Below are 6683 nucleotides of genomic sequence, written 5' to 3' on the forward strand. Positions count from 1 at the left end.
CTTCTTCCCTGGGGTCCTCCAGGCGAGCTCCGGAGGGTCAGATGCCCTGCCGACTCGCGTAGAAGACCAGCCGGTACTTGCCGATCTGGACCTCGTCACCGTTCGACAGAGCGACCTGGTCGATGCGCTCCCGGTTGACATACGTGCCGTTGAGGCTGCCGACGTCGGCCACCGTGAACGAGCCGTCCGGCTGGCGGCGGAACTCCACGTGCCGACGCGACACCGTCACGTCGTCAAGGAAGATGTCGCTCTGCGGGTGGCGGCCGGCCGTGGTCAGCTCGCTGTCCAGCAGGAATCGGCTGCCCGAGTTCGGGCCTCGGCGCACGACCAGCAGCGCGGAGCCGAGCGGCAGCGCGTCGACCGCCGCCTGCGCCTCGGGAGAGAGCGACGGCATCTGGGTCTGGCCGGTGACCTCGGCGTCGTAGGCCTCCAGGCCGGAGATCGAGATCGTGGACGTCGTCTCCGACGCACGCTCGGGGACGGCGCCCGCACGCAGCGGGGCTCCGCAGTTGGAACAGAAGCGGGCGTTCTCCGCGTTGCGGTTACCGCACCTCGTACAAACCAGGGCCGACATGGACGGATCCTCCTGCCGCGGCTGCCCCGCCGGGGCGTTGGACGCGTACGGGCCGGAGGTGAACCCTCCACCCGTACCTGAGGTTGACGGTTGCCCGAAACCTATGCCGCCGGACTGGGACGGGTCAACTGACGGCGCGCCCTGACCTCCCGAAATGTCACCCCCCGGACCAGCCACCTGGTCCCGGAACAGCGGGCGCTGGCCCTCCGCGTCGGGCTGTGCCCGATGGCGCGCGGTCGCGTTGTCGCTACCCTCTCGCGCGCTCTTGCCGAACAACTTCGCAAACAACTTCACGGGCGATTCCCCTTGACCGAAACAGACCCGCCCGTGGGGCAGGACGAACCCTGACTGAATAAACCGGCCGACCCGGACAACCACACAACGTCCGTATCCACCAGACAGTTTCCACCACGCTCCGGTTCCCCGGTGCGCCGACCCCCCGCATCCTCATGCCCTCGCCGGACGTCCCCCATGCACCGCCGGTTCACTGTGAGGACGACCGAGCGTAGTCAGGCTGCTTCGCCGGTCGCAAGGCATCCACGACGATCTTGGCGGATCGCTCGACGGTCACAGTCGCCTGTTCCTTCTCAAGGGTCTGCACCACGCCTCCGGGGATGTTGAGGGCCGGTTCGAGGTCCTGCGGCTTGCCGATCACCTTGAAAACGTAGGGCTGGGTGATCTTGTTCCCGTCGACGCTCACACTCTTCCCGGAGTCGGTGAGGTAGGTGCCGGCGATCACTCGGACCCCGTTGACCTGGATCGCCTCCGCGCCGGCCGCACGCAGTTCCTGGATCGCGTCGAGCAGCATGTCCGCCTGCACCGTCCCCTTCGGGTCGTCGACCGTCATCGTGATGCCAGGACCCTGCGCCGCCACGGTGCCCGCGAGAATACCGAGTTGCCGCTCCTTCTCGGCCGTCTGCCTGCGGGCCTCCGCCGCCTGGTCGGAGCTGCTCTGCAACTCCTGGCGCTGCTTCTCGAGTCCTGTCTTCTCGTCCTCAAGACGCTGAGTACGGTCGTCCAGTTCATCGAGGATGCGGACAAGATCTTCCTGACGGGCCCCGCGCAGCGCGCTGTCGCTGTCGCTGTTCGACGCCACCTGCACGGCGAGCCCGAACCCGAGCCCGAACAGCAGCACGGCGACGATCAGTTGGGCCCTGCTCACGCGTGGCGGCCACAGCCCCTGGACCAGCCTCTCGCGGCCGGTCACCTTGGCCTCCGACTCCGGCGCGGCGGAGCCGGCCTCCGGCGCCGTCGCGGGCACCTCGGCCGGGAGTTCTCTGCGCAGCCGGTGCTCCGGCTCCTTCTCGTGCTCGCCCATGCCGCTCACGCCCGGAAGACGTGTCGCCGGATCGCCGCGGCGTTGGAGAAGATGCGGATACCGAGGACCACCACGACCCCCGTGGACAGCTGCGAGCCGACACCCAGCTTGTCGCCGAGGAAGACGATCAGCGCGGCCACCACCACGTTGGACAGGAACGACACGACGAAGACCTTGTCGTCGAAGATCCCGTCCAGCATGGCCCGCAGACCGCCGAAGACGGCGTCGAGCGCCGCGACGACGGCGATCGGCAGATACGGCTCGACGACCGCCGGAACCTCAGGCCGGACCAACAGTCCGGCCACGACGCCCACGACGAGGCCAAGTACGGCGATCACGATGTGCCCTTCTCAGTCTTCTCGGTGTACGGCTGTGCTGTACGTACGATCACGCTGGGCGCGGCGGGCAACCGGACGTCACTCTCCGTGGAGATGGTCGCCCGGATGTCGAAGTTCTCCTCCAGGGCATGCAGATACAGCCCGTCGGGACTGTCCTGGAACCTGGAGCCGAGCTTCTCCCCGTCCCCCACCGCCAGCACCGTGTACGGCGGTACCAGCGGCCTGTTGTCGACAAGTATCGCGCTCCCCGCGGCCCTGATCGCGGACAGGGCCGTCAGCCGCTGCCCGTTGATCGAGACCGCCTCGGCGCCCGAGGCCCACAGCCCGTTCACGACGCGCTGCATGTCGTGGTCGCGCACCCGGCCGGTGTCGGAGAACCCGGAGGTCTCCCGGGGATTGCCGGCGTCGCCGCCCGAGGAGGCCTCCTTGGCGTCGTTCACCACCAGCTTCACGCCGGGGCCGTGCACCGCCGTGGCGCCCGACAGGACGTCCACCAGGTCCGCCTGCCCGCTGCCGCCGCTCTCCTTCAGTGCGGCGCGCTGGCGGGCGCTGACGTCGTCCCGGAGTTTGTCGACATTGGTCTCCAGCCTGTCCGCGGCCGTCGTCTCCCGGTCGATCCTGTCGATGAGCTCCTGGCGCTCCTTGGCCACCACGGGCGCCGTCACACGCGCCTGCGCCGCTCCCACGGTCACCACGAGGGCCGCCAGCACCAGACCGCCGGCGAGTCCCAGCCTGGCCCGGAGGGTCTTCGGCATCCCGCCGCTCTCCCCCTGGGCCCGCTTGCGCGCGGCCGCCTCGGCGTACCCGTCGTCGAGGCTGTGATCCATGACGTTGGTGATCAACGACATGGAGGCGTCCGGACGCGACGGCCGGGCGGCGCTGCTCCGAACGGGGGGTTGCTGCGGCATGCCGCACATCGTCGCACGTTGCGACCGGTACCTCCGAACGGCCCCACCGGCGTGCCGGACCGGCCCCCGTGGGGACACATGTCCGGCACGCACGCGTGCAGCGGTTTTACCGTCCGGCGCTGTCCACCGTCGCCGACCACTCGTCCAACAGAGCCTGCGCGGACGCGTCGTCGGGCCCCTCGGCCCACAGATGGGTGACCGCCTCGGCCGGGTCGGGCAGCACCATCACCCAGCGCCCGTCGGTCTCGACGACCCGCACCCCGTCGGTCGTGTCGACGAACCGATCACCGGCCGCCTCGACGACACGCCGCATGACCAGCCCCTTGACAGCCCACGGTGTGGCCAGGTCCCGCTTGAGGACGTGCGCCTTCGGGATCCGGGCGTCGATCTGGCTGAGTGTGAGCTGCGTCCGCGCCACCAGACCGATCAGGCGTACGAACGCGGCCGTACCGTCGTAGACGCTGCTGAACTCCGGAACGATGAACCCGCCCTTGCCGTCACCGCCGAAGATGGTGCCTTCCTCGCGCCCCACGCGCGTGAGGTCGTCGGGAGAGGTGGTCGTCCACTCGACCTGGGTGCCGTGGTACGCGGCCACCTGTTCGGCGATCCGGGTCGTGGTGACCGGAAGCGCCACCCGGCCGCTGCGCCGCTCGGCCGCGACCAGGTCGAGCATCACAAGGAGCGCACGGTCGTCCTCGATGATGCGGCCCTTCTCGTCCACCAGGGACAGCCGCTCACCGACCGGGTCGAACCGCACACCGAACGCGGCCCCGGACGACGCCACGATCTCGCCGAGCCGTACCAGCCCGGCCCGCCGCTGATCGGCCGTCTCCGTGGGCCTCGCCTCGTTCAGGCCGGGATTGACGGTCAGCGAGTCCACACCGAGCTTGCCCAGCAGGCTCGGCAGTACGAGCCCGGCGCTGCCGTTGGAGGCGTCCACGACGACCTTGAGGCCCGATTCGGCGACCCCGGTCGTGTCGACGTTCCGCAGCAGCGACCCGGTGTACGAGTCGAAGACGCTGGCCGGGAAATAGAGGTCGCCGATCTCACCGGGGAACGCGCGCCGGTACTCCTGCCGCGCGAAGATCCGGTCCAGCTTGCGCTGGCTGGCCTGGGAGAGGTCGGCGCCCTGCCCGTCGAAGAACATGATGTCGACGGAGTCCGGCACCCCGGGCGAGGTCCGGATCATGATCCCGCCGGCACTGCCCCGCCCGGTCTGCTGCCGGGCCACGGGCAACGGCACGTTCTCCAGGTCGCGTACGTCGATGGCACTCGCCTGGAGCGCGGAGATCACCGCCCGCTTGAGCGCACGGGCACCACGGGAGTGGTCACGGGCCGTCGTGACGGTGGACCCCTTCTTCAGAGTGGTGGCATACGCGCCGGCCAGCCGTACGGCGAGTTCCGGGGTGATCTCGACGTTCAGGATCCCGGACACGCCCCGAGCGCCGAACAGGTGAGCCTGCCCCCGGGACTCCCAGATCACCGACGTGTTGACGAAGGCGCCGGCTTCGATGGTCTTGAAGGGATAGACCCGGACATTGCCCTGAACGATCGATTCTTCACCGATCAGGCACTCGTCACCGATGACCGCCCCGTCCTCGATCCGCGCGGCCCGCATGATGTCGGTGTTCTTTCCGACGACACAGCCCCGCAGATTGCTGTGCTGCCCGACGTACACGTTGTCGTGGACGACGGCCCGATGCAGGAAGGCGCCGCTCTTCACGACGACATTGGACCCTACGACGGTGTGCTCGCGGATTTCCGCGCCGGCCTCGACCTTGGCGTAGTCGCCGATGTACAACGGCCCGCGCAGTTCGGCGTCCGCGTGCACCTCGGCGCCCTCGGCGACCCATACACCCGGGGATATCTCGAAGCCGTCGATGTCGACGTCGACCTTGCCCTCCAGGACGTCGGCCTGCGCCTTCACGTACGACTCGTGGGTACCGACGTCCTCCCAGTAGCCCTCGGCGATGTAGCCGTAGATCGGCTTGCCTTCCTTCATCAGCTGCGGGAAGACATCGCCGGACCAGTCGACGGGAACATCGGCCTCGACGTAGTCGAACACCTCGGGCTCCATGACATAGATGCCCGTGTTCACCGTGTCGGAGAAGACCTGGCCCCAGGTCGGCTTCTCAAGGAAGCGCTCGACCTTGCCCTCTTCGTCGACGATGGTGATACCGAATTCCAGGGGATTGGGCACGCGCGTCAGACAGACCGTGACGAGCGCGCCCTTTGCCTTGTGGAAGTTGATCAGCTCGGTGAGGTCGAAGTCGGTCAGCGCATCGCCGGAGATGACGAGGAAAGCATCGTCCTTCAACGCCTCTTCGGCGTTCTTGACGCTTCCGGCGGTACCGAGTGGCTTCTCCTCGTTGGCATAGGTGAGCTCCATACCGAGCTCCTCGCCGTCCCCGAAGTAGTTCTTGACCAGCGATGCCAGGAACTGCACAGTGACGACGGTCTCGGTGAGCCCATGCCTTTTGAGCAGCCGTAGCACATGCTCCATGATCGGTCGGTTGACGACCGGAAGGAGTGGCTTGGGCATGCTGGAGGTCATGGGGCGAAGGCGTGTGCCTTCACCACCGGCCATCACGACGGCCTTCATGTCGGAAGCGTCCTCCTCTAAGAGATGACGGTCTAGCCGACTTCACCCGTCCAGATTGTCCCGCACTTTTCCGCCGCGGGCCATCGAGAGCAATCGAGGGGCCACTTCGTCCGGACAATCGCCGAGCTCAATCGGCTGTGGCGTCCGCACGGACGAGGCGGCGGACTTGCACCACGTAGAGCACTCCTGCCCACCAGTAGAGCGTTGTACCCCACCCTGCGAACGCCCATCCGAAAATAGCAGCGAGTGACGAGATCCAGCCGCTTCCGTCACTGAGCAGGAGGAGCGGGAACGCGTACATCAGATTGAAGGTCGCGGCCTTGCCCAGGAAGTTCACCTGGGGTGGCGGATAGCCGTGCCGGCGGAGGATCCCCACCATCACCAACAGCACCAGCTCGCGCAGCAGCAGCACGGCCGTCAGCCAGAGCGGCAGGATCTCGCGCCAGGTGAGCCCGACCAACGTCGACAGCACGTAGAGCCGGTCCGCTGCGGGGTCCAGCAGCCGGCCGAGGTTGCTGATCTGGTTCCAGCGCCGGGCGAGCTTGCCGTCCAGGTAGTCGCTGACGCCGCTGAAGAGCAGTACCAGCAAGGCCCAGCCGTCACTCTTGGGCCCGCCGAACTCGGGCCTGAGGATCAACCACAGGAAGACGGGTACGCCGACCAGACGCGCCATGCTGAGGATGTTCGGGATGGTGAGGACACGGTCCGTCTGGACACGCGTCTCCTGGACCTCCACCCGGGGGCCTCCTGTGGTGGGAAACGAGCCAACTTTTCCCCCTGACCCTACCTCAACGCAAAAAAGCTCTGGCTCTTGGGCTTGTTGCCCAAGAGCCAGAGCTCTAAAGGAAGTTCGGCGGTGTCCTACTCTCCCACAGGGTCCCCCCTGCAGTACCATCGGCGCTGTAAGGCTTAGCTTCCGGGTTCGGAATGTAACCGGGCGTTT

Annotated in this window: 6 protein-coding genes and 1 rRNA gene; all 7 read right to left on the reverse strand. The window is 67.6% G+C overall.

The annotated features are described in order from the left end of the window. Positions 1–37: 37 nt before the first annotated feature. Positions 38–868: a zinc-ribbon and FHA domain-containing protein gene (locus ABT137_RS41855; protein ID WP_351717324.1), complete on the reverse strand. Its 831-nt coding sequence runs from the start codon at positions 866–868 to the stop codon at positions 38–40. Between the two features lie 190 nt (positions 869–1058). Then, entirely contained in the window at positions 1059–1892 is an 834-nt protein-coding gene (locus ABT137_RS41860; RefSeq protein ID WP_351717331.1) for a DUF881 domain-containing protein, read from the reverse strand. A 5-nt stretch (positions 1893–1897) separates the two neighbouring features. Further along, the gene (locus ABT137_RS41865; RefSeq protein WP_046727248.1) at positions 1898–2230 is read right to left on the reverse strand and encodes a small basic family protein; all 333 of its coding nucleotides are present in this window, start codon (positions 2228–2230) and stop codon (positions 1898–1900) included. Beyond that, positions 2227–3138: a DUF881 domain-containing protein gene (locus ABT137_RS41870; RefSeq protein WP_351717326.1), complete on the reverse strand. Its 912-nt coding sequence runs from the start codon at positions 3136–3138 to the stop codon at positions 2227–2229. The genes ABT137_RS41865 and ABT137_RS41870 overlap by 4 nt, the downstream gene beginning before the upstream one ends. 106 nt (positions 3139–3244) lie before the next feature. Further along, entirely contained in the window at positions 3245–5740 is a 2496-nt protein-coding gene (locus ABT137_RS41875) for a sugar phosphate nucleotidyltransferase (protein WP_351717328.1), read from the reverse strand. Positions 5741–5867: 127 nt separating this feature from the next. Continuing rightward, the gene (clsA, locus tag ABT137_RS41880) at positions 5868–6476 is read right to left on the reverse strand and encodes a cardiolipin synthase ClsA (RefSeq protein ID WP_217554532.1); all 609 of its coding nucleotides are present in this window, start codon (positions 6474–6476) and stop codon (positions 5868–5870) included. 112 nt (positions 6477–6588) lie between these two features. Beyond that, positions 6589–6683 (reverse strand): 5S ribosomal RNA (rrf, locus tag ABT137_RS41885); the annotation flags it as partial.

It is taken from the genome of Streptomyces sp. NPDC001980 (assembly GCF_040296885.1).
GTDB lineage: Bacteria > Actinomycetota > Actinomycetes > Streptomycetales > Streptomycetaceae > Streptomyces.